The following is an 18,277-nucleotide window of genomic DNA, read 5'->3' as shown; positions in this document are numbered from 1 at the left end:
TGCGACCGTACAGGCCATGCGTCATGGCATTGTAAGCTGCATTCAGGGGAATTGTTCAGTGCGCCGGTCAGAATTATTCATCTGGCATGTTGCCACCGGCGGGGGCGATTTGTCCCCGGCGTTCGATGGCTGACCAGGCGCCTGCTGGTGCTGCGCGCGCTATTAATACAGCGTCTGTGCCGATTCGTGCAGCAGCTGGCCATACAGGGTATGGCGCATCTTGGCGATCTTGCCTTCAGACAAGGCTTGCAGGATGGCGCATTGCGGCTCGATCAGGTGGCGGCAGTTGTAGAACTTGCAACCGCCCAGGTAGGGCTGGAATTCGCGGAAGGCCCGTTCCAGCATGCCTTCGGACAAGTGGTACAGGCCGAACTCCTGGAAGCCGGGCGAATCGATGATGGAGCTGTTGGCGCCCAGTTCGTCCAGTTTGTACAGGCGCGTAAAAGTCGTCGTGTGCTTGCCCGTGTCGAGCGCGGCCGAGATTTCGCGCACGGCGATGTCCGCGTCCGGCACCAGCAGGTTGATCAGCGACGACTTGCCCATGCCCGATTGGCCGATCAGGATCGACGACTGGCCCGCCAGCAGCGGCGCCAGGGTGGCCACGGCGTGCTCCGGTTCGGCGCGCGCCGATACCTCATCGACGGGATAGCCCATCGAGGAATACGGCAGCAGGCGTTCGCGCGCGCGCTCCAGCGAGGCCGTCACGTCCGTTTTATTCAGGATGATGCGCGCCGCGATGCCGGCCGCGTCGGCCGCCACCAGCGAGCGCGAGATCAGGTCGTCGGCAAAGCCCGGTTCCGTTGCCACGACGATGAACAGCTGCGTCAAATTGGCGGCCAGCAATTTCGATTTGTACTGGTCCGAGCGGTACAGCAGGGTCTTGCGTTCCTCGATGCGGTCGATGACGGCCTGGTCGTTGGAAGTGCGCGTCAGGTGCACGATGTCACCCACGGCCACATTGGTCTTCTTGCCGCGCGTCACGCATTGCAGCTTGGCGCCATCCACGTCGGCCAGGTAATGGCGGCCGTGGGCGGCGATGATGATACCCGTCAACTTGCCTTCGCTCATGGGGTCACCTGGCTGCTCTGGTAGATGAGGTCAGCCTTGGCGGCGCAGATGAAGTCGTTTTCGGACAGGCCGCCGGCGCCCTGGTTGACCGAGTGCGTATCGTAGCGCACGGCGCAGGTTTTGTAAGTGATGATGAGCTCCGGATGGTGGTCTTGCGTATGGGTCATATAGGCCAGGGCGTTCACGAACGCCAGGGTCTGGTAGTAATTCTTGAAGCCGAAGTCGCGGCACAGCTTGCCATTTTGCACCGTCCATTGCGGCAGCAGGGCGTGCAGGGTGGCGATGTCCGTGTCGCCCAGCGCCTGCTGGCGCGGTGCGCAGGACAGTTGGGCCAGGTCTTGCGAAGTCGATGGCGTATTCATGTCGTAGCCCCTTTCAGGTGGCGGATGCGCACGCTGGCCGGCGGGTGCGAGTCGTAGAAGGCCGAGTGCAGCGGGTCGGGCGTCAGGGTTGACGCATTGTCTTCATACATTTTGACGAGGGCCGAGACCAGGTCGTCCGCCTGCGTGTGCGTGGCGGCAAAGGCGTCGGCTTCGAATTCGTGCTTGCGCGAGCTGAGTGAGGTCAGCGGTCCCAGCAGAAAAGTGAAGACGGGCAAGGCCAGCATGAACAGCAGCAGCGCCAGCGCATCCGTCGGCTGGCCCGTCAGTGCCAGGGTGACGGGATCGATGCCCAGGCCCGCATAAAACCATGGCTGCGTCTTCAGGAAGCCCAGCAGCGCCAAAAAGCCCAGCGAGATGACGAACATCACGGCGATGCGCTTGACGATGTGCTTGAGCTTGAAATGGCCCAGTTCATGCGCCAGCACGGCTTCGATTTCCTGCGGCGCCAGGCGCGACAGCAGGGTGTCGAAGAAGACGATGCGCTTGTTGGCGCCAAAACCCGAGAAATACGCATTGCCATGGGCACTGCGCTTCGAGCCGTCCATCACGAACAAGCCTTTCGAAGCGAAACCCACGCGCTGCATCAAGCCTTCGATGCGGCTTTTCAGCGCTGCATCGGCCAGGGGTGTGAATTTGTTAAACAGCGGTTGAATAAAGTTCGGATAGATGATCATCATCAGCAAGGAGAATGCGCTCCAGACGATCCAGGCATAGAACCACCACAGGTCGCCACTTTTCGCCATCAAGACAAGAATGACCCAGAGCAGCGGCAGGCCAAGTACCGCCGTGATGCCTATGTTCTTGAGCAAATCCGTGAAAAACAGGCTCTTGCTCATCATGTTGAAGCCAAAACGTTGCTCCAGCACAAACTGCTGGTAGTACTCGAAAGGCAGGTCGATCAGGCCGGAAATGGCCGCAAAGGCGGCGATCAGGCCGATCTGGTACAGCATGGGCGAGCCCGCTCCCATCCATTCATTCAGGGACAGCGCCAGCCACTGCAAGCCGCCCAGCAAGGTGAAACCGATCAGCACGGCGTAGTTGACCAGCAAGGTCAGCAAGCCGAACTTGGTTTTCGCCACCGTGTAGTCGGCCGCCTTCTGGTGCGCGGCCAGGGGGATCTTTTCCGCGAATTCGGGCGGGACAGCGGCGCGGTGCGCCAGCACGTGGCGAATCTGCCGCGAAGCGAGCCAGAAGCGCACGGCGAGGGTCAAAACGAGGACGGATACAAACAAAATCGAAAACGCGAGTGAATACATTCTGTGCCTGTGAGAAAATGGCTGATTATTTAGTTTGATTAGGCCAAGAGAGAATTATGTCACAAGCGACCGACTTAACTGCATCCACCCCCGCATCCGTTGTCCCGGCACGTCCAAATGAGATGAACCTGGTCTGGGTCGACATGGAAATGACGGGCCTGGAGCCCGATACCGACCGCATCATCGAAGTGGCGGTGGTGGTGACGGACATGCATTTGAACCTGCTGGCCGAAGGCCCCGTGTTCGTGATCCACCAGTCGGATGAAACCCTGAACAAGATGGATGCCTGGAACAAGGGCACGCACGGCCGCTCGGGCCTGATCGACAAGGTGAAAGCGTCGACCGTGACGGAAGCGCAGGCGGAAGCGGAACTGATCGCGTTCCTGAAGAAATACGTACCGGCAGGCAAGTCGCCCATGTGCGGCAACACCATCGGCCAGGACCGCCGCTTCATGGTGCGCGGCATGCCGAAGCTGGAAGCGTTCTTCCACTATCGCAATGTTGACGTATCGACACTCAAAGAGCTGTGCAAGCGCTGGAAGCCGGAAATCGCCACCGGCTTCAAGAAACACCAGAAGCACACGGCGTTGGCCGATATCCTGGAGTCGATCGAAGAGCTGAAGTACTACCGCGAAAATTTCATCAAGTTATAATTTTTCGCACGATCCAAAGGCGAGGGCGGACCAAGCGCCATCCTCGCCCTGCCATTCCAGCGCAAACGGTCCCGTTTGCCGCAAGTCCGTGATCCACACTGTTTCGCCTGGCTGGCGGAAATATGCCGAGCACTGCCCGAACGGCTGTCCCAGCCGGCACAGCACCAATCCCTCGCCCGCCACGGCGCACCATTGCTCATGGATATCGATCAAGGCCACGGCCGGGTCGCCATAGAACTCGCCCAGACTGGCTTGCCGGCCATCGGCAGCGATCACGCTGGCCTGTTCATACGCATGCTGGACAATGTATTCGGCGCTGCGCGCCAGTTCGCGGCGACTCATGCGCTCTCCACGGTGGGCCAGACGGTTTCCTGGTCGGCGCGCGCCTCGGCGATCAGCCATTCGCAGAATGCATGCACGAGGGGCCGCGTTTCCGCCTGGGGCGAGCGCAGCAGGTAATAGCAGTGGGGACCGCGCACCGCGTGTTCGAACACGCGCACCAGGCGGCCCGCTCTTAAATCGTCGCCGATCAGGGGGCTGGCGGCAATCGCCACGCCTTGGCCGCTGGCGGCCGCGTCCAGGCATAAATACGTGTGCGAAAAGCGCGCGCCGCTGTTGCCGCTATTGCCGCTGTAATGCACGCCGCAGCTGTGCAGCCAGCGCGTCCAGTCGATTTCGCCGGGCAGGTGCACTTCCGGTTCGTCGTGCAGCAGCGGATAGCGCAGCAGGTCGGCGGGCTGGCGCAGGCTGGCCGCGTTGGCGCGAAAGCCGGGGCTGCAGACGGCGGAAAACCATTCTTCCATGAGTAAATCCACTTTCAGGCCCGGATAGCGGCCCGGTCCCAGGCGGATGGCCACATCGACGCCATCACGCGCCAGGTCGACCGGGTGCATCGAGGCCAGCACGCGCAGTTCGATCTGCGGGTAGCGGTCGCGCAGCCGGCCCAGGCGCGGCATCAGCCAGCGTGAGACGAGCGAGCTGGTGGCCGTCACCGTCACCACCTTGTCATCGCCCTGGCGCCGGGCCTGCTCGGAGACGTCGGCCAGTTGGTTGAGGATGGGGCCCAGCGAGGCCGCATAGCGCTGGCCGGCGCTGGTGAGCACCACGCCGCGCGGCAGGCGCTGGAACAGCACGACGCCGAGCCACGCTTCCAGCTGTTTCACGTGGTGGCCGATGGCGCCGGCCGAGACGTGCAATTCTTCGCCCGCGCGCTGGAAGCCTTCATGGCGGGCAGCCGCCTCGAAGGCGTGCAGGGCGGCGAGTGGGGGCAAGGGACGTGACATGGCACTCTTCAAGGGAATTGAGCCTCAGTATTATTCGGTCTATCCGTGAAGAATATTGGTTTGTTTCATTTTGCGCAAGCGAATATGATGCCGTCACTGCGTGAAGTGACCCGCAATAGGATTCACGCATGTATTTCACGTACGCATCACCTTCCAGCCTTGCTTGGCATTAATATTTACAACGCCTGGGAAAACCGTCGCGATACGCAGCAGGTTTGCCCAGGGGTACTCAAAGAGGTTTAGTCATGTCTGATCGCCGCGCCGTTGCGCTGGTGTTGCTGTCGGCCGCCGGTTTCGGCAGTTCCGCAGTGTTTGCCAAGGCGGCCTATGCGTCCGGGGTCAACCCGTCGACCATGCTTGCTTTGCGTTTCGTCATCGCCGCCATGCTGTTGCTGCCGCTCGTGTGGCTCGGTGGCTGGCGCTTGCCGCGCGGCCGCCTGCTGGCCGGCTACATGCTGATGGGCTTGATGTACACGGCCCAGTCGCAAGGCTATTTCAATGCCCTGATGTATGCCAGCAGCGGCCTGTGCGGCATGTTGCTGTACGTGTATCCCGTGCTGGTGACGATCCTGGCGCTGGCGCTGGGCTGGGAAAAGCTGGACCGGCGCATGCTGGTGCTGATGGCGCTGGCGATTGCCGGCATGGCCATCACCCTGGGCGGCAAGCTGCAGGGCCAGCCCATCGGCATCGCGCTGGCATTGATGGCCGCCGGCGTGTACGCCGTGTACATCCTGTTTGGCAACAGCCTGTCGAAAAGCCGCGAGAATATTCACCCATTGGCCGCTTGCGTGGTGATCCTGGGCACGGCTGGCCTGTCGAATACTGCGATTGCCCTGTGGCAAGGTGTGGCCTTTCCGGGCACGCCGACGGGCTGGCTGGCCGTCAGCGCCATTGCCCTGTTCTCGACGGCCATCGCGATTGCCGCCTTCTTTGCCGGCGTGGCGCAAATCGGCGCGGCCAAGGCATCCATTATTTCCACGTTTGAACCTGTGATCACGATGGCGTTCGGCGTGACCATGCTGAAAGAATCCGTCAGCGGCACGCAATTGCTCGGCGGCGCCATGGTGCTGGCCGCCGTCGTCTTGCTGGCGCAGCGGCCCACTGCCAAGCCGGCAGCCATGCCGGGCGTGCAGGCCAGCGCCTGATCCTGTTTTTCCTGAACTGATCGGCTGTATCGATCGGTCTCCTTTGGCGCCGCGACGGGTTTCCTGTCGCGGCGCTTTTTTTTGCACATAAAGTCTTGATTGCGAATGATTCTCATTTATAATTGACTTCAAGATTCCCCCACCACCAGCCAGCCCTCCGCATGCCAGCCAGTGTTCGCCTTGAAAGGAGACACCGTGTCGAGCACGTTCCCCATTTGCAATACCGAACTGGTCGCCAGCGAATTTTCCCGCCTGCGCCGCGAAAAGAAGGCCCGCCACCGCGACATCGCCGAGGAACTGGGCATAGCCGAAGGCGAGCTGATCGCCGCGCATGCGGGCCTGTCGCTGGCCGATGGCGCCTTGCTGGGCGCCGTGCGCCTGCAGGCCGACTGGCCCGCCATCATCGGCGCGCTGGAACCGCTGGGCGAAGTCATGGCGCTGACGCGCAACGCCTCGTGCGTGCATGAAAAGACGGGCGTCTATCGCAAGGCCAGTCACAACAACCATGTGGGCCTGGTGCTCGGTGGCGACATCGACTTGCGCGTGTTTTACCGCCACTGGGCGCATGGCTTTGCCGTTCGGGAGATGGGTGAGAAGGAAGTGCAGCGCAGCCTGCAATTCTTCGATGCGGCCGGCCACGCCGTGCACAAGATTTTCCTCAAGCCGCAAAGCGACCTGGCCGCCTATGACGCGCTGGTGACGCATTTTGCCGACGCGAACCAGGCGGCCGGCATTGCCGTGACGGCACCGGCGGCCCCGCCGGCCGAACTGCCCGACGCGCAGATCGACGTGGCCGGTTTTCGCGCCGCCTGGGCCGATTTGCGCGACACACATGAATTTTTCACCGTGCTGAAAAAATATGCGGTCTCGCGCCTGCAGGGCCTGCGCCTGGCCGAGGCGCGCTTCGTGCAGCAGATCGACAAATCCTGCGTGCTCGACCTGCTCAACGATGCCGCCCTCGAAAAAGTGTCCATCATGGCCTTCGTCGGCAATGCCGGCATGATCCAGATCCATTCGGGTCCCGTGCACAAGATCGCCGTGATGGGGCCATGGATCAATGTCCTCGACACGCGCTTCAACCTGCATTTGCGCGAAGACCATATCGCCAGCGCCTGGGTGGTAAAAAAGCCCACGGTCGATGGCCTGGTGACGTCGGTGGAACTGTTCGACGCCAGGGGCGACACCATCGTCATGTTCTTCGGCGAACGCAAGCCGGGCGTGCATGAGCTGTGCGAATGGCGCCACATCGTCGAGCGCGTCGTGCAGGAGGGCGAACTATGCGCCGCATGATCGCCGCCAGCGTGGCGCGCCGCATCGCGCTGAAAAAAATGGGAGCGGGAGCGCTGGCGCTGGCCGCGCCGATGCAGGTGCTGGCCGCAGTGTCCGACGCGGGTAAACCTGTGGCGAAAGCGCGGCGCATCGTCAGCGTGGGCGGTGCCCTGACGGAAATCGTCTATGCGCTCGAGGCGCAGGGCGAACTGGTGGGCGTCGATACCACCTCGCTGTATCCGGCCGTGGCGCAACAACTGCCGCAGGTGGGTTATGCGCGCACCTTGTCGGCCGAGGGCGTGCTGTCGCTGGCCCCCACGCAGCTGATCGCCACCGAGGAGGCGGGGCCGCAAGCGGTGCTGCGTCAGGTGCGCGACGCGGGCGTGCCGGTGGCGGTGCTGAATGCGAATAACAAATTCGAAGGCTTGCTCGAGCGCGTGAAACAGGTGGGCCAGATCACGGGCCGGCCCGATCCGGCTGCGCGCCTGGCGCAAGCCTTGCAACAGCAGTGGAACGGCGCCTTGGCCAAGGTGCGCCAGCGCAGCCAATCACCGGTACCATCAGCCGTGCGCGTGCTGTTCATCCTCGCCCATGCGCCGAACCAGGTGATGGTGGGCGGGCGCGAGACGGGCGCCGACGCCATGCTCGCGTATGCGGGCGCCGTCAATGTGATGGGCGGGCAGGGCGGATTTTCCGGCTACAAACCGCTCACGCCGGAAGCCGTGATCGCCGCGCGGCCCGACATCGTGCTCGTCACGGACCAGGGCTTGAAGGCTTCGGGCGGCGTGGACGGCATCTTGAAACTGCCAGGACTGGCGCAGACGCCGGCCGGGCGCAAGCACCGCATCGTCTCGCAGGAAGCCATGCTGCTGCTGGGCTTTGGCCCGCGCATGCCGCAGGCGCTGGCCGACCTGGACGCCGCGTTTGCGCAAGCCATGGCGGCATGAACGTGCGCGCGATGACGCCGGCAGAGTCCTGGCGTTTGCCACACTGGAGCGCTGGCGGGCTGCTGGCCGCCGCATTGCTTTGCGGCTTGCTGATCGCCGTGCAGGCGGGTGCCGTGCCGGTGGCCCTGGCCGACTGGCTGGCGCCATTTCAATCTGGCGACGCGGCGCTGTCCGGTGGCGCCTATGTGCTGTGGCATATCCGTTTGCCGCGCGCCCTGTTTGCCATCCTGATCGGCGCCGCGCTGGCGCTGGCCGGCGGCCTGACGCAAGGGTTGTTTCGCAATCCGCTGGCCGACCCGGGGTTGCTGGGCGTGAGCAGCGGCGCCGCCTGCGCGGGCGCGGCCACCATCGTCTTCGCCGCCAGCCTGCACGTGGCGCCCGAGCTGCGCGTGTGGCTGCTGCCGGGGGCCGCGTTTGCCGGCGCCATGCTCATTTGCGTGCTGCTCGACCGGGTTGCCCGCTGGGCCACGCCAGGCTCCATCGTCGGCCTGCTGCTGACGGGCGTGGCGCTGAACGCCATCACGGTGGCCGTCATGGGCCTGTGTATCTACCTGGCCAGCGACGACCAGTTGCGCACCCTGACTTTCTGGACATTGGGTTCGCTGTCGGCGGGCAGCTGGCGCCAGGTGGTGGCTTTGCTGCTGGTGCTGGCCGGCGCGCTGTGGGCCACGCGTTTCCTGATGCGTTCATTGAACGCGCTGGCGCTGGGCGAAGCGCAAGCCCTGCATGTGGGCGTCGACGTGGGCCGCTTGCGCACGCAGGTGATCGTGCTGGTGGCCGTGCTGACGGGCTTTGCCGTCGCATGGTGCGGCGGCATCGGCTTCATCGGCCTGATCGCGCCGCACCTGGTGCGCACCTGGCTGGGCGCCGACCAGCGCAAGGTATTGCCGCTGGCGATGCTGATGGGCGGCTTGCTGTTGCTGTTGGCCGATACCCTGGCGCGCACGGTTGCCATTCCCGCGGAAGTCCCTGTCGGCATCTTCACGGCCTTGCTGGGCGGGCCATTTTTCCTGATGCTGTTGCGGCGTTTCCGCCACGCCAGCGCCTAGAGGTGAACATGACACCCATACTGGAACTATCCTTCGCCACCACGCAACTGGGCCAGCAGTATTTCGGCCCCTTCAACGTGCGCGTGGTGCCGGGCGAGCGCATCGCCATCCTTGGTCCCAGCGGCGCGGGCAAGTCGACCTTGTTGAAACTGATGGCGCGCGAATTGCATCCGCAGGCGGGCCAGGTGATATTCGCGGGCCGGCCGCTGGCGCAGTGGCCGCTGGCCGAACTGGCCCTGCGGCGCGCCGTCCTGCCACAGGCATCGAGCGTGGCCTTCGGATTGCAGTGCGCGCTGGTGATCGGCCTGGGAAGAGTGGCGCGCCTGGTCGACCCGCAACTGGAACGGATCGTGCAGGACGCCGCCGCCCTGGCGCACGCCGCGCATTTGCTGGGCCGCCGCCTGGATACCCTGTCCGGTGGCGAGCAGGCCAGGGTGCAGCTGGCGCGCATCTTCGCGCAGATGTGGGATGTGCGCGATGGCTTGATACTCGTCGACGAACCGCTGGCGGCGCTCGATCCCGGCCTGCAGTTCGATTTGCTCGACAGCTTGCAGCAGTTTTGCGCCGCGCGCGGCCACGCCGTCATCGCCATCCTGCACGACATCAATCACGCCTTGCTGGGCTTCGAGCGCCTGCTGCTGGTGCGTTCGGGCCAGCTGGTGGCCGATATCGCCAGCGATGCCGGTGCCGTGCCCGCCCTGGCCGCGCTGTACGGCATCGCCCTGACGACGGCGACCAGCAGCGATGGCGACGTGTGCGTCATCCCCGCCAGGAGCGCCGTGCGCCGGGCCGCCTAGATTGCTACCACACGTCCGCCGCGCGCGGCCGCGCCATCTGGCCGCTACCGAGCAGCCACACCATCAGGGCCTCGGCCTGTTCGCGCGTGGTCGCCACCTCCTGCAGAATGCCGAAGGCTTTCATGGCGCCGGCTGCCATCGCCTGCAGGCGCGCGCGCTGTTCCGCATCCGCCTCGACCGATACCAGACCCCGGCAAATGGCGGCCAGCGCCACCTTGTTGTGCTTGAGCCACAGGCCGCGCCGCTTGCGGTCGACGTGCGCTTCGTCGCTGCGTTCCGCTTCGAACAGCATGACGAACGGTACACCGTGGCGCAGCAGGGCGTCCATGTCGTTTTCCCACAGCGGGGCATAGCCGGTGACGGCCGTTTCGGGGCGAAAGCGCACAATGGGAAAGTCGCTGACGTCGTGGATGGAAAAATGTGCGGGATTCGGTTTCATGGCGTGCTTCCTTGCGAGGTGGTTGAAAAGGCTTGCCAGCCGCCGCCCAGCGCCTTGTAGACCTGGACCAGCGACAGCGACGCGGTGGCGCGGCTGTCGACCAGCGCCGCTTCGTTGTTCAATAAGGTGTTTTGCACATGCAGCACGTTGAGCAAGTCCGTGCCGCCCTGGCGGTATTGCAGTTCCGCGCTGCCCAGCGCGCGGCGTCCCTGTTTGACGGCTTCATCGAGGCTGGCCTGGCGGCGGGCGTTGGCCTGGTAGCCAGATAGCGCATCCTCCACCTCGTGCCAGGCGGCCAGCACCGTCTGGCGGTAGGCGATGGCCGCTTCCTGCTGCTGCGCCTCGCGCAATTGCAAGTTGCCGCGCAGGCGGCCGCCATCGAACAGGGGCACGCTGAAGCCGGGGCCGAAGGCAAAGCGCCTGGCGTCCCAGCCGATATCGGACAGCTGCATCGCTTGCAGGCCGACGCTGCCCGAGAGCGTGATGCGCGGATAAAAATCGCCTTGCGCCACGCCGATGGCGGCAGTGGCCGCGTGCAGCTGCGCTTCGGCGCGGCGGATGTCGGGCCGCCGCTCGGCAAGGCTGCTGGGCACGCCCAGTTGCACTTGCATCGCCACGGCCGGAATGTCCTTGCCCTCCGCCAGTTCCGCCCGCAGCGACTGCGGCGGCAGCGCCAGCAAGAGGGCGAGGGCATTGCCCAGGCGCGCTTCGCGCTGCTGCAACGGCGGCAGGCGCGATTCGATGGTGGCCACATGGGCCGCCGCCTCGGCTTCGTCGAGCTGCGTCGCCGCGCCTTCGCGCAGGCGGATGCGCGTCAGGTTCAATGTATGGCGGGCGATATCGAGCAGTTGCTGTGTGATGGCCAGGGTCTGCTGCGCGCCGCGCAGCTCGATGTAGTCGCGCGCCGTCTCGGCCAGCACGGCCAGCAGCACGCCGCGCTGCGTTTCCAGCGCCACGTCGACGCGCGCGTCAGCCGCTTCCACTTCGCGCCGCACGCGGCCCCACAGGTCCAGTTCCCAGGCCGCGTCGAGATTGCTTTGCCACAGGCTGTAGGCGGCCTGGCCGTTGTTGCGCGACGGGTCGCTCAAGCCTTGTTCGCTGTTGCGCGCACGGCCATAGCTGCCATTCGCGCCCAGGGACGGGCCTTGCGCGGCGCCGGCCACACCGCGCGCGGCGCGGCTCTGTTCCAGGCGGCTGCTTGCCGCCAGCACGTCGAGGTTGGCGCCGGCGGCGCGCTGCAGCAGGGAGGATAAAGTCGCGTCGCCAAAGCTGTCCCACCAGCGCTGCTCGATGGCGCCATCCTGCTGCGCGGCGAAACGGGCATCCTGCGCCTGGCGCCATTGCTGTCCCAGATCGTTGTTCGGGCGCTGGAAGTCGCTGCCGACGCTGGTGCAGCCAGCCAGGCCCAGGGCTGTGATGAAGATCAGTGCTTTCATCGCGCGCTCACCTGTTGCAGCTGTTGGCGGCGCATGGCCGTATCGATGCGCACTTCGGCCGACATGCCGACGCGCAGGCGATGTTCGCCATCCTGGCCGGGATCGAGCGCGATCCTGACGGGGATGCGCTGCACCACCTTGGTGAAGTTGCCGGTGGCGTTCTCCGGCGCGATGGCGGCAAACGTCACGCCCGTGGCGGGCGCGATGCTGTGCACCGTACCGTGCAGGAGTACGCCCGGATAGGCGTCGACGGCGATGCTGGCGCGCTGGCCCTGGCGCACGTGGGTCAGCTGGGTTTCCTGCAGGTTGGCGACGACGAAGCTGCGGTTCAGGGGCACCACGGCCATCAGGCTGGCGCCGGGAGCCACCAGGGCGCCGACGCGCACGGCGCGGCGTCCCACGATGCCGTCGATGGGGGCGCGCAGCTGCGTATGCGACAGATCCAGTTCGGCGCGTAGCAGGCTGGCGCGGGCGCGCAGCAGGGATGCTTCGGCCGCGCCTTGCTGCGCCTGCAAAATGTCCGTCTGCTTGCGGGTGGAGACCAGGGCGGCGCGGTTTTGCGCCAGGCGCGCGCGGCTCACATCGAAGCGCGATTGCGCCTGCTGCGCGTTCTGCACGCTGCCCGCACCCTGGCCGGCCAGGTGCGTTGAGCGGGCCAGTTCCTGCTGCGCCAGTTTGTCTTCCGCCTGGTTGGCGTCGACCAGGGTGCTGGCCTGCTCGATCACCGATTGCTGGCGCTGCAAGGTGGCGCGGGCATTCGCCAGCTGCGCTTCGGCGCCGGCGACGTCGGCGCGGGCCGAGGCGGCGGCGGCCTGGTAATCGCGGTCGTCGATGCGCGCCAGCAGCTGGCCCGCCTTGACAGTCTGGTTGTCTTCCACCAGCACTTCCCGCACGATGCCACCCACCTTGGGGGAGAGCACGGTGTAGTCGGCGCTGACAAAGGCGTCGTCGGTGGTTTGTTCGTCGTCACGGGCGAACAGCAGTTGCCAGGCGCAAAAGGCGAGGGCGCAGGCCAGCAAGGCCAGGCCGAGAAGAAAGGCGCGCGAGCGCAGTATGGGTTTTTGCATGGTGAAGCTCTTTCGTGAAGTAAAAGTCAGGCGGCGCGCGGCGGATAGACGCGCGTCGGCAGAATGGGAATGATCAGGATCATGGCCAGCGCGATGGCGGCCACCGTGAGGTACAGGTCGGACGAGGTCAGGGTGACGACTTGCGCATGCATGCGCTGCGCCAGGCCAGGATCCAAACCTGCCATGTCCACGCTGGCCGGCAGGTTGCCCAGGCGTTCGCTGAGCACCGTCGAATGAAAATGGTTGCGGCGCGTGATCAGCGCATCGAGCACGCCTGTGGCGACGACGGCCGACATGCCCTTGATGGTGTTAAACCAGGCCGAGGCGAAAGGGCCATCCTGCGGCGCCAGGCCCGTGGTGGCCAGCAGCAGCAAGGGAATCACGGCCATCGGTTGCGCAAAGATCTGCACCGCTTGCAGCAGGTAGAAATGCGTGCGGATCCAGTCCGGTGACATGCGCGCACCGAGCACGCAGGACAGGGCCAGCAGGGCCAGGCCGATGGCCAGCACCCAGCGGCAGTCGACGGCGCGCAGATTGCACAGGGCGGCCACCAGCGGCAGGGCGATCAACTGCGGCAGCGCCACCATCAGCATCACGGGTGCCGTCTGCAGGGGGCGGTAAGCGTGCACCTGCGCCAGGTAGGACGAGGGAATCAGGATCACGGCCAGCAGCACGAACAGCACGCCGCCCAGGGTCAGCAGGGCATGGCTGAGGTTGCGCTGCGACAGCAGCTGCAGCTTGAAAAACGGCAGTGGGTGCGACCACTCGTTGATGAGGAACAGCACCAGCAGCAGCAGGCCGCCGCCCAGCAGCACGCAGATCAGCGGCGAGGCGAACCACGCCAGGCGCTCGCCCTGCAGCATGCCGACCACCAGCATGCTGATGGCGGGCAGGCCAAGCAGCAGGCCGCGCCAGTCGAACTGGCGCAAGCGCTCCAGACGCAGCGGGTCTTGCGGCAAGCCCCAGGACACCATCAGCAGGGCGACGATGCTGCCCGGGACGACTTGCCAGAAGGCCCATTGCCAGCCCAGGTACTCGGTCCAGAAGGCGGCCAGCGGCGTGCCCAGGCTGGGACCGAAGGTGGCGCTCAGCGCATAGCCGCCCAGGCCATACAGCTTGATGTCCGGCGGCAGGAAGCGCAGCGCCACCGTCATCAGCATGGGCGGCAGGGCGCCGCCGGCCGCGCCCTGCACCACGCGCAGGAACATCAGAACGGACAGGTTTGGCGCGAATGGGCACAGCACGCCGGCGGCCATGCAGACGATGATGGCGCTGGCCGTCAGGCGGCGCAGCGAGAAGGTGACGGAGCACCATGGCGCAAACGCCATGGCCGATACCGAGGCGGCCGCATACAGGGCCACGAGCCAGCTGGCGTCGTCGCGCGCGATGCCCATGGCGCCGCGGATGTCGGCCAGCGCGACCTTGGTGATGTTTTCATTCAGGCCGGACACCAGCACGGCCAGCAGCACGCCGGCCAGGCCCGTGGCCAGGCGCAGGCCGAAAATGGGAGGTGCGGGTGGCGCGGCCGCAGGGGCGGCGCCGGGAAGGGGTACAGCGGACACAGGGAACTCCGTGGATGAGAATCAGTCCACGCAGTATAGGTAGCCGTTAATCTTGTGAAAATTGATCATTGATGAAGTCTGAGTTGCGTCTGGCGCAATGATGATGGGGGTCGGACCCTATGGGTCTGACCCCGGTCTTTGTCGTTGGGTTTGGCGTCTGGCGGGTGAGTTCAAATCAAACTCCCCCAAATCAAATGCTGGGGTCAGACCCGCAAGGGTCTGACCCCGTGCACAAATCCTTGATCATGCGGCGCAGCCAGCGGTGCGCATGGTCGTGGTCGAGGCGCGGGTGCCAGGCCTGGAACACTTCCACGCTGTCGACGGGAATCGGCAGTTCGAACGTGCGCAGCTTCAGGCCCAGGCGCTCGACGATGGGCAGCAGCGGCGTGGGCATCAGCGGCAGCAGCAGGCGCGAATCGGCCACGGCGAAAATGGCCGACTGGAAGTTGGGGCTGATCAGCGAGACCCGGCGCGTGTAGCCCCGCTCGGCCAGGATGGTGTCGAACGGGCCGCGCGCCAGGCCGCGCCGCGAGACGCTGATATGTTCGTACTCGGTAAAGCTGTCGAGATTGATGGGGCCGTTGAAGATCGGGTGGTCGCTGCGGGCGATGCCGACAAAGCCGCTGCTAAACAGCTGCTGCAGCTTGATGTCGGGCGCAAAGGCGCGCCGCGCGCTGATGTACAGGTCGATGCGGCCCGCGTGCAGGGCATCGTTTTCCGTGGCGCCATCGCCTTCGGGTACGAAGCGCAGCACCGTGTGCGGCGCATGGCTGGCCAGCAGGTCGCGCAGCTTGCCGCCATACGCGCCGACAAACACGTCGTTGGCGCACAGGCTGAAAGTGCGTTCCAGCGTGCGCAGGTCGACTTCGCGGCCGGAAGTGAAGATGGCGTGCGCCTGCTCCACCACGCCGCGCACCTGCTCGCGCAGTTCCAGCGCGCGCGGAGTCGGCGCCAGGCCGCGCCCGGAGCGTACGAAGACGGGGTCGCCGATGGCGTCGCGGATGCGCGCCAGGGTGCGGCTCATGGCCGGCGCGCTCAGATGCATGCGCCGCGCGGCGGCCACGGCGCTGCCTTCCTCGAGCAGGATGTCGAGGGCAACGAGCAGGTTCAGGTCGGGGAGTTTCATGCGGCAATTATAGCGCCAAGCAAGGAGCTTCCTGCGGTGGCAATGCCGTTCTTAAGGCCGGACAGACGCCAGGAAAATTACTCTTTTGCCTGCATGTCCATGCATGCCGGTGTCGGCGCCAGCTCTGCCTTGGCGCATTGCAGGGCGATGCAATGGCTTTTGCTCTCATCATCGGTACTGTCGCCGCAGGCCTGCAATGCAAGCAAACTTTCGGCTAATACTTTTTTGGATAGCATAAGCTCACCCTCGGTGACAACGCGTTCATTTTCTGCCATGGGGAGTGGTTGAACCGAGATTGTTTGTGGTGGCGCTATTTCCTCGTTCGTCGCGACGAAATTCTTCAAACGTGGAGCTGCGGACGGGGAAAGCTCCGTGCCGCTCGCAGCAGGCTCCGTCTCTGTAACCAGGCTCTTTGTCGAGGGGGCTTCCTTTTCCGCTCGTGGACCAAACGCAACAAAGCCGATGATAACAACGCCGATAATCATCAGGCCTTTGGAGAGGAGCCTGCGGATGGAGTAGCCCATGCCGGAGCGGCCTATACTTGAGAAGCCAATATTACGGTTCCCGCAGTTGGGACACTTTATGGATAGGTCTTTCCCTCTTGGGAACCACGTATATTCGCAATCCATGCACTTGTTCTCTATCCGCTTTGTAGTACTCATTTTCTACTGAGTCCCCCGAGTAATAGTAAAACAGGCTGGAATTTCCATGATGTGAAGAGGACCGGCCAGGACATGTGGCGGTCTGGCATGCGCTGTCTTGGAGCACAAATGAATGCACCGATTATTCTTGATTATAGGCAAGTAAAAAGACTGGCGCAATCGCCTGGCAACAACAGTGGCGGCGAGCGAATGGGGAGGGCTGCGAGGTAGAGAAATGCGCCAGGACAGCGCCCGGCGCAGGGTAACGCGATGGTATTACTCGGCTGCCGGCTCGGCGCCGCAGCATTTCTTGAACTTCTTGCCGCTGCCGCAAGGGCAGTCGTCGTTGCGGCCCACTTTCGGCTCTTCGCGCTTCATGGTTTGCACCGGTGCCTTGCGGCGCGGTACCCAGAAACGGTGGATGGCGGGCAGGTTCGCTTCCAGTTCCTGCGCCAGCTTGTGCGCCTTGACCGGGTCTTCCACCAGTTTCAGTTCTTCTTCCTTGATTTCGTCGGCGCCCAGCAGGTAGATCGGCTGCATCAGCTCGGCCACTTCGGAATCCCAGATCTCGTTCCACGAACCAGGACGCAGTTCCATGCCGTCCCAGAAGCCCCAGCACCAGGCTTCGGCGTCGATCAGGGTCTGGCCTTCGTAGTCGTGTTCGACGAACAGGGCTTCGAATTCCTTCGGCGCCACTTCAAACGTCACCAGTACTTCGTTCATGAAGCGCATGATCAGGTTGACGATGCGTTCTTCTTCCTTGCTGTTCTTGAATTTCGGTGCATCTTCGGCATCTTCGCCCCACACGCGCGGCAACCACTCGGCCGGCATGATCGGTTCCGGGCCGATGGCGACGGCCGTCAGATAGCCGTGCAGCATATCCATGGTCATCGCGTCTTCGGAGCAGCGCTCCGACAACAGGAATTGGTCTAGTTCGTCGAATTCTTTTTCTGATAATGGCTGTTCGAGTTGCATGGCTTGCTCTTTGATTGAATGTAAGGCGCCAGTATACGCCTAGCGGCGTTTCATCACCGAAGTGTTTGCACCGGCGGCCCGCGCGCGCCTTACAATGTCGCCTATGCACAATGAAAACCAGCCGCACGAGGACGACCGGCCCGTCCACCCCTTTTCCGCCCTGAGCCCCGATTGCGTGCTCGACGCCCTCGACAGCGTGGGCTTGCGCGGCGACGGCCGCCTGCTGGCCCTGAACAGCTATGAAAACCGCGTCTACCAGGTGGGCATCGAAGACGGCGCGCCGCTGGTGGCCAAGTTTTACCGTCCCGCACGCTGGAGCGATGCGGCCATCCTGGAAGAACACGCGTTCGTGTCCGAACTGGTCGAGCGCGAAATCCAGGTGGTGCCGGCGCTGGAGATCAATGGCAGCACCTTGCACCAGTACCAGGGCTTCCGCTTTGCCGTCTTTCCCCGCCACGGCGGCCGCGCGCCCGAGCTGGACGACCCGGCGACGCTGGAATGGATAGGGCGCTTCATCGGCCGCATCCACGCCGTCGGTGGGTTGTCCACCTACCAGGAGCGGCCAGCGCTCGATCACCAGACGTTTGGCGTCGAGCCGCGCGAGTTTTTACTGGAAGGCAATTTCCTGCCGCCCGAACTGCTGGCCGCGTATTCCAGCGTGGCGCAGCAGGCGCTCGATGGCGTCAAGCGCTGCTATGACCGCGCGGGCGACGTGGCCGTGCTGCGCACGCATGGCGATTGCCATGGCGGCAACGTGCTGTGGACGGATGCCGGCCCCCATTTCGTCGATTTCGACGATAGCCGCATGGGCCCGGCCATCCAGGACCTGTGGATGATGTTGTCGGGCGAGCGCGGCGACCAGGTGCGCCAGATGAGTGACATCCTGGCCGGCTATGAAGACTTTTGCGATTTCGACCCGCGCCAGCTGTACCTGGTCGAAGCGCTGCGCACCCTGCGCCTGATCCATTATTCGGCCTGGCTGGCGCGCCGCTGGGACGACCCCGCCTTCCCCGTCGCCTTCCCGTGGTTTAACACGCAGCGCTACTGGCAGGACCGTATCCTGGAATTGCGTGAACAGGTAGCGCTGATGGATGAAGCGCCATTGTGGCCTGTTTGACCTAAACGCGGGAAAAGGGCGGTAAACGCCCCTCTTCTTGCCGCGCTGATTTGCGCATGCCTGC

General features: G+C 64.4%; 19 protein-coding genes. 7 read left to right on the top strand and 12 right to left on the bottom strand.

The annotated features are described in order from the left end of the window. Positions 1 to 162: 162 nt before the first annotated feature. Genes rsgA through O0882_RS24220 form a run of 3 tightly spaced genes read right to left on the bottom strand, consistent with a single transcriptional unit; the run spans position 163 to position 2,707 of the window. Positions 163 to 1,068 carry a ribosome small subunit-dependent GTPase A gene (gene rsgA, locus O0882_RS24230; protein WP_096234426.1) on the bottom strand — a complete coding sequence of 302 codons (906 nt, stop codon included), beginning with the start codon at positions 1,066 to 1,068 and terminating at the stop codon, positions 163 to 165. After that, the gene (locus tag O0882_RS24225; RefSeq protein ID WP_289952219.1) at positions 1,065 to 1,430 is read right to left on the bottom strand and encodes a 4a-hydroxytetrahydrobiopterin dehydratase; all 366 of its coding nucleotides are present in this window, start codon (positions 1,428 to 1,430) and stop codon (positions 1,065 to 1,067) included. Before O0882_RS24225 ends, rsgA begins: the two co-directional genes overlap by 4 nt. After that, positions 1,427 to 2,707, bottom strand: a complete 1,281-nt coding sequence (locus O0882_RS24220) for a M48 family metallopeptidase (protein WP_289952215.1) — start codon at positions 2,705 to 2,707, stop codon at positions 1,427 to 1,429. Before O0882_RS24220 ends, O0882_RS24225 begins: the two co-directional genes overlap by 4 nt. A gap of 56 nt (positions 2,708 to 2,763) precedes the next feature. Between O0882_RS24220 and orn the strand changes: the two genes are divergently transcribed. After that, positions 2,764 to 3,360, top strand: a complete 597-nt coding sequence (gene orn / locus O0882_RS24215; protein WP_289952213.1) for an oligoribonuclease — start codon at positions 2,764 to 2,766, stop codon at positions 3,358 to 3,360. Here orn and O0882_RS24210 read toward each other — a convergent pair. Further along, the gene (locus O0882_RS24210; protein ID WP_289952212.1) at positions 3,355 to 3,702 is read right to left on the bottom strand and encodes a hypothetical protein; all 348 of its coding nucleotides are present in this window, start codon (positions 3,700 to 3,702) and stop codon (positions 3,355 to 3,357) included. The genes orn and O0882_RS24210 overlap by 6 nt on opposite strands. Continuing rightward, positions 3,699 to 4,643: a transcriptional regulator GcvA gene (gene gcvA / locus O0882_RS24205; protein WP_289952210.1), complete on the bottom strand. Its 945-nt coding sequence runs from the start codon at positions 4,641 to 4,643 to the stop codon at positions 3,699 to 3,701. Before gcvA ends, O0882_RS24210 begins: the two co-directional genes overlap by 4 nt. A gap of 245 nt (positions 4,644 to 4,888) precedes the next feature. On the opposite strand from gcvA, the gene O0882_RS24200 reads away from it, so the two are divergent. The 5 genes from O0882_RS24200 (at position 4,889) to O0882_RS24180 (ending at position 9,850) form a co-directional block, all read left to right on the top strand. Next, the gene (locus O0882_RS24200) at positions 4,889 to 5,788 is read left to right on the top strand and encodes a DMT family transporter (RefSeq protein WP_289952207.1); all 900 of its coding nucleotides are present in this window, start codon (positions 4,889 to 4,891) and stop codon (positions 5,786 to 5,788) included. A 195-nt stretch (positions 5,789 to 5,983) separates the two neighbouring features. Then, positions 5,984 to 7,078, top strand: a complete 1,095-nt coding sequence (locus tag O0882_RS24195; RefSeq protein ID WP_289952205.1) for a ChuX/HutX family heme-like substrate-binding protein — start codon at positions 5,984 to 5,986, stop codon at positions 7,076 to 7,078. Beyond that, positions 7,066 to 8,004 carry an ABC transporter substrate-binding protein gene (locus O0882_RS24190; protein WP_289952201.1) on the top strand — a complete coding sequence of 313 codons (939 nt, stop codon included), beginning with the start codon at positions 7,066 to 7,068 and terminating at the stop codon, positions 8,002 to 8,004. The genes O0882_RS24195 and O0882_RS24190 overlap by 13 nt, the downstream gene beginning before the upstream one ends. Then, positions 8,001 to 9,053 carry an iron ABC transporter permease gene (locus O0882_RS24185; RefSeq protein ID WP_289952199.1) on the top strand — a complete coding sequence of 351 codons (1,053 nt, stop codon included), beginning with the start codon at positions 8,001 to 8,003 and terminating at the stop codon, positions 9,051 to 9,053. The genes O0882_RS24190 and O0882_RS24185 overlap by 4 nt, the downstream gene beginning before the upstream one ends. An 8-nt stretch (positions 9,054 to 9,061) precedes the next feature. Further along, a complete protein-coding gene (locus O0882_RS24180) occupies positions 9,062 to 9,850 on the top strand; it encodes an ATP-binding cassette domain-containing protein (RefSeq protein ID WP_289952196.1) in 789 nt (262 codons plus the stop codon). Between the two features lie 4 nt (positions 9,851 to 9,854). Here O0882_RS24180 and O0882_RS24175 read toward each other — a convergent pair whose 3' ends face one another. The 7 genes from O0882_RS24175 to O0882_RS24145 form a co-directional block, all read right to left on the bottom strand. Continuing rightward, positions 9,855 to 10,289, bottom strand: a complete 435-nt coding sequence (locus O0882_RS24175; protein ID WP_289952195.1) for a hypothetical protein — start codon at positions 10,287 to 10,289, stop codon at positions 9,855 to 9,857. Continuing rightward, complete coding sequence (locus O0882_RS24170) at positions 10,286 to 11,725, bottom strand: efflux transporter outer membrane subunit (RefSeq protein WP_289952194.1); 1,440 nt, start codon at positions 11,723 to 11,725, stop codon at positions 10,286 to 10,288. The genes O0882_RS24175 and O0882_RS24170 overlap by 4 nt, the downstream gene beginning before the upstream one ends. Continuing rightward, a complete protein-coding gene (locus O0882_RS24165) occupies positions 11,722 to 12,792 on the bottom strand; it encodes an HlyD family secretion protein (RefSeq protein WP_289952192.1) in 1,071 nt (356 codons plus the stop codon). Before O0882_RS24165 ends, O0882_RS24170 begins: the two co-directional genes overlap by 4 nt. 26 nt (positions 12,793 to 12,818) lie before the next feature. Then, positions 12,819 to 14,354 (bottom strand): MFS transporter, encoded by a 1,536-nt coding sequence (locus O0882_RS24160; protein WP_289952190.1) that lies wholly within the window; start codon positions 14,352 to 14,354, stop codon positions 12,819 to 12,821. Between the two features lie 190 nt (positions 14,355 to 14,544). Continuing rightward, positions 14,545 to 15,480, bottom strand: coding sequence for a LysR family transcriptional regulator (locus O0882_RS24155; RefSeq protein WP_289952187.1), 936 nt, complete (start codon positions 15,478 to 15,480; stop codon positions 14,545 to 14,547). Positions 15,481 to 15,557: 77 nt separating this feature from the next. Next, complete coding sequence (locus O0882_RS24150; RefSeq protein WP_289952186.1) at positions 15,558 to 16,004, bottom strand: hypothetical protein; 447 nt, start codon at positions 16,002 to 16,004, stop codon at positions 15,558 to 15,560. A gap of 393 nt (positions 16,005 to 16,397) precedes the next feature. Then, positions 16,398 to 17,096 (bottom strand): UPF0149 family protein, encoded by a 699-nt coding sequence (locus tag O0882_RS24145; protein ID WP_034785080.1) that lies wholly within the window; start codon positions 17,094 to 17,096, stop codon positions 16,398 to 16,400. Between the two features lie 103 nt (positions 17,097 to 17,199). Here O0882_RS24145 and O0882_RS24140 point away from each other — a divergent pair, with 103 nt between their 5' ends. Beyond that, positions 17,200 to 18,213 (top strand): serine/threonine protein kinase, encoded by a 1,014-nt coding sequence (locus O0882_RS24140; RefSeq protein ID WP_289952184.1) that lies wholly within the window; start codon positions 17,200 to 17,202, stop codon positions 18,211 to 18,213. The last annotated feature ends 64 nt before the right edge of the window (positions 18,214 to 18,277 follow it).

It is taken from the genome of Janthinobacterium sp. SUN073 (genome assembly GCF_030397665.1).
In the GTDB taxonomy this organism is placed as follows: domain Bacteria; phylum Pseudomonadota; class Gammaproteobacteria; order Burkholderiales; family Burkholderiaceae_D; genus Janthinobacterium.
Note: the sequence above shows the minus strand (reverse complement) of the source record. Positions and strands in the feature narration are given on the sequence as shown.

Bases quoted from the DNA above. Each gene is read 5' to 3' on its own strand.
- rsgA (WP_096234426.1), bottom strand. From the start codon at position 1,068: ATGAGCGAAGGCAAGTTGACGGGTATCATCATCGCCGCCCACGGCCGC.
- O0882_RS24225 (WP_289952219.1), bottom strand. From the start codon at position 1,430: ATGAATACGCCATCGACTTCGCAAGACCTGGCCCAACTGTCCTGCGCA.
- O0882_RS24150 (WP_289952186.1), bottom strand. From the start codon at position 16,004: ATGGGCTACTCCATCCGCAGGCTCCTCTCCAAAGGCCTGATGATTATC.
- O0882_RS24155 (WP_289952187.1), bottom strand. From the start codon at position 15,480: ATGAAACTCCCCGACCTGAACCTGCTCGTTGCCCTCGACATCCTGCTC.
- O0882_RS24175 (WP_289952195.1), bottom strand. From the start codon at position 10,289: ATGAAACCGAATCCCGCACATTTTTCCATCCACGACGTCAGCGACTTT.
- gcvA (WP_289952210.1), bottom strand. From the start codon at position 4,643: ATGTCACGTCCCTTGCCCCCACTCGCCGCCCTGCACGCCTTCGAGGCG.
- O0882_RS24190 (WP_289952201.1), top strand. From the start codon at position 7,066: ATGCGCCGCATGATCGCCGCCAGCGTGGCGCGCCGCATCGCGCTGAAA.
- O0882_RS24145 (WP_034785080.1), bottom strand. From the start codon at position 17,096: ATGCAACTCGAACAGCCATTATCAGAAAAAGAATTCGACGAACTAGAC.
- O0882_RS24165 (WP_289952192.1), bottom strand. From the start codon at position 12,792: ATGCAAAAACCCATACTGCGCTCGCGCGCCTTTCTTCTCGGCCTGGCC.
- orn (WP_289952213.1), top strand. From the start codon at position 2,764: ATGTCACAAGCGACCGACTTAACTGCATCCACCCCCGCATCCGTTGTC.
- O0882_RS24210 (WP_289952212.1), bottom strand. From the start codon at position 3,702: ATGAGTCGCCGCGAACTGGCGCGCAGCGCCGAATACATTGTCCAGCAT.
- O0882_RS24180 (WP_289952196.1), top strand. From the start codon at position 9,062: ATGACACCCATACTGGAACTATCCTTCGCCACCACGCAACTGGGCCAG.
- O0882_RS24200 (WP_289952207.1), top strand. From the start codon at position 4,889: ATGTCTGATCGCCGCGCCGTTGCGCTGGTGTTGCTGTCGGCCGCCGGT.
- O0882_RS24170 (WP_289952194.1), bottom strand. From the start codon at position 11,725: ATGAAAGCACTGATCTTCATCACAGCCCTGGGCCTGGCTGGCTGCACC.
- O0882_RS24140 (WP_289952184.1), top strand. From the start codon at position 17,200: ATGCACAATGAAAACCAGCCGCACGAGGACGACCGGCCCGTCCACCCC.
- O0882_RS24220 (WP_289952215.1), bottom strand. From the start codon at position 2,707: ATGTATTCACTCGCGTTTTCGATTTTGTTTGTATCCGTCCTCGTTTTG.
- O0882_RS24185 (WP_289952199.1), top strand. From the start codon at position 8,001: ATGAACGTGCGCGCGATGACGCCGGCAGAGTCCTGGCGTTTGCCACAC.